The following is a 2,780-nucleotide window of genomic DNA, read 5'->3' as shown; positions in this document are numbered from 1 at the left end:
GCCGGCATGGAGGGCGCCTGTGCGGTCGTCCTCGGAGATGTCCCAGAAGACGTAGGCCCACTGGGGATCGCGGGGCAGGAAGACGACGCGGGTCTCGGCGGCCGGCCGCGGCGCCGGGGCCATCTCGGCTTCGATGCGCTCGAGGCTGCGCCCTTCGCCCTCCTCCACCTGGCGGGTGCTGATGGCCTCCACCAGCTCCTCCTTGGACTTGCGGCTGTAGAGCGACACGCCGAGGTCACTGGCGATCTGCCGCAGCTGGCGCAGCGTCATCATCGCCAGGGAGGTCAGCGTCTTCTGGCTCACAACATCAGAATTCGTTTGGGATCAGTCTGGAGGACCATCCCGGCTTTGGGCGGGAGCGGTCGCCCGTAGTCAGCATCCACTGACGGCCAGGGCCGCCCCCGATCCCCCTCTCCCCAGGCGGGGACACGAAAAAGCCCCGCAGCTGGGAAGCGGCGGGGCCAAGGTGAAATCAGGGGCCGGTGGGAGACCGGCCGCCGAGGGCCGAACTCAGCGGCCGATGCTGCGGTAGGGAACCTTGGAGAGGTAGTCCATGCCGGTGTTGCCGGCGGCGGCGCTGCCGACACCGCGCAGGGCGGGAAGGGTGCGGACCCAGGGCAGGTAGTCCTGCGGGAAACCGCCGCGGCGCTGCTGGGCGCGCTCGGGGAAGCTGCGGGACTTGCCGGTGTAGACGATCTGGGGGAAGCCCAGGATGCCCCGGTAGTAGGACTCGTAGCGGGGGGAGGTGATGTTGAAGGGGGTTTCGCCCACTTCGCGGGAGCCGACCACCCGGTTGCGGTGGTAGGGGACCGTGTCGTAGCCGAAGGCCTCCAGGTACTCCTGGGAGTCGAGGATGGCGTCCACCGCGCCACGGACCCCTTTGGTCATGATCACGGCGGACCAGGCGATCTCCTCGGCCTTGCCGTGGACCGGGCGACCCAGCAGCTTCTCGACCAGGTGGCGGGCCACCCGGTAGTTGCTGTTGAGGTTGTAGAAGCTGCGGTTGAAGGTGTCCGACAGGCACAGGGAGCGGATGAAGTCCCGCACTGTGATCTGGCCGTCCCGCAGCTGGCACTCAAGGGTGCGGTCGCGGTCGACCTTGAAGGCATGGAAGAAGATCTGGCGGTAGGCCGCTTCGATCACGAAATTCTGATCTTCCCGGTCCATGGCCTTGTCCATGGACACGGCCTTGGGGTCCTCGTCGGAACCCACCCGGAACGGCGCGACGCGCGAGTTCTGGGAGGTGGGGGCGTACTTGAGGAGTGGAAGAGCCACGCGTGGTCCGGCATCCGTCGTTGGGGATCGTAGAAGTAGGGCCCCGGCGGCCCCGGGCCCGGGAGGGCAGGGCTCACAGTCCGTAACGTTGGCGACACAACACCAACGCGGGCCCCGTCACCAGCCCAGGGCTGACAGGCAGGCGGTTTCGGGGCGCGTCGGGGCATCTGCCTGGGAGCCCTGTGCGTCGGCGGTGGCGCCGGATGCAGTGGCCGCCTCGTCGGCGATGCGGGTCTCGACGCAGAAGGAGGCGGTGTTGGAGAGCCCTTCGACGGTGCTGGTGCGCAGGCGCACGTCGGGCCCGGCGAAGCTGAAGCGCTCCAGGCTGTTCATCGTCTCGTAGCTGGTGGTGAGCAGCAGGCCGTCCCGGTCGTCCATGGCGAAGTGGCCGGCCACCGGCGCCGTTTCGGCGTAGCCGCGGTCGCGCAGCAGCAGGCCGCTGCGGCCCCGTTCATCGGTGGGGATCAGGCCGAAGACGCTCTCGCCCTCGTGGGCCTCGCCGGCCTTGTCCCAGGCCATCGAGCCGCTCCAGCGCACCCGGCAGCCCCCCACGAGGCCGGCGGGATCCTGGCCGTGCAGGACGGCGATCGCCTTCAGGCGTGGATCGGCCGCCTCCAGCTCCACCACTTCAATGAAGGAGCCGCCCGCCTCGGCGCGGCGGTGCAGCAGGTGGTGGCTGCTGCGCTGGGAGCGCCAGCGGCCGCAGCTGAGCCGGAAGAAGCTGATGGCGTCGGCGATGGATCCGCTCACGGGGGCCTCGGGCGATGGGCGCGATCAGGCGATGATCGCAACTCTCCCACCCTTCCGCGGCCCCTTGTCCGCCGCCCCCGTCGCCGCCGCCCTGGCGGCCGCCTTCTGCTGGGCCTTCTCCAGCCTGCTCTGGCGCCGGCTGCCCACCTCCCTCTCGGCCGCCCGGCTGAACCTGCTCAAGAACCTGCTGGCGGTGGCCCTGCTGCTGCCGCTGGCCCTCGTGCTGCCGTGGCAGATGGCGCCGCGCTCGCTGCTGCTGCTGGCCCTCAGCGGCGTGCTCGGGATCGCCCTGGGGGACACCCTGTTCTTTGCGGCCCTGCGGCGGCTCGGCACCCGGCGCACCCTCACCATCGATGCCGGCGGCCCGGCGGTCACGAGCCTGGCGGGGGTGGCCCTGCTGGGGGAGGTGCCCCGGCCGGCCCAGTGGCTGGGGATCGCGCTGATCACCCTGGCGGTGCTGCTGGTGGTGCACCAGCGCGCCCCCCGGCAGGACGGGCCCGAGGGTGCCCTGCCCGCGGGCGCTGATGGGGCGGGCGGCGATCGGGCTGGCAACGACGGCCTCGGAGTGGCCTTGGCCCTCGGGGCCCTGGCCTGCGGCAGCGGCGGGGCGCTGCTGGCGCGGGCGGGGCTGCTGGCCGGCGGGCCGGAGCCGCTGCAGGCCGCCACCCTGCGGCTGGCGGCGGCGGCGCTGGTGATGCTGCCGCTGCTGGCGGGGCTGCCGCGGGCCGCCCAGGGGCCCCGGCCGGCCGGGCGCC

The 2,780-nt window shown here is 72.0% G+C and carries 4 protein-coding genes; 1 reads left to right on the top strand and 3 read right to left on the bottom strand.

All coding sequences use genetic code 11. The features are described 5' to 3' along the window. From KUG38_RS12995 to KUG38_RS12985, 3 genes are all read right to left on the bottom strand, one after another. Nucleotides 1-270, bottom strand: a 270-nt coding sequence (locus KUG38_RS12995; protein WP_216922353.1) for a Rho termination factor N-terminal domain-containing protein, incomplete at its 3' end; no start/stop codon positions are given. Between the two features lie 240 nt (nucleotides 271-510). Next, nucleotides 511-1,275 (bottom strand): phycobilisome rod-core linker polypeptide, encoded by a 765-nt coding sequence (locus KUG38_RS12990; RefSeq protein ID WP_216922351.1) that lies wholly within the window; start codon nucleotides 1,273-1,275, stop codon nucleotides 511-513. 117 nt (nucleotides 1,276-1,392) lie between these two features. After that, the gene (locus KUG38_RS12985) at nucleotides 1,393-2,025 is read right to left on the bottom strand and encodes a phycobiliprotein lyase (protein ID WP_216922350.1); all 633 of its coding nucleotides are present in this window, start codon (nucleotides 2,023-2,025) and stop codon (nucleotides 1,393-1,395) included. 64 nt (nucleotides 2,026-2,089) lie between these two features. Here KUG38_RS12985 and KUG38_RS12980 point away from each other — a divergent pair. Continuing rightward, the coding region (locus KUG38_RS12980; RefSeq protein WP_286196014.1) for an EamA family transporter at nucleotides 2,090-2,780 on the top strand (691 nt) is incomplete at its 3' end.

Source organism: Synechococcus sp. CCAP 1479/9, from assembly GCF_019038535.1.
Taxonomy (GTDB): domain Bacteria; phylum Cyanobacteriota; class Cyanobacteriia; order PCC-6307; family Cyanobiaceae; genus Cyanobium.
Note: the sequence above shows the minus strand (reverse complement) of the source record. Positions and strands in the feature narration are given on the sequence as shown.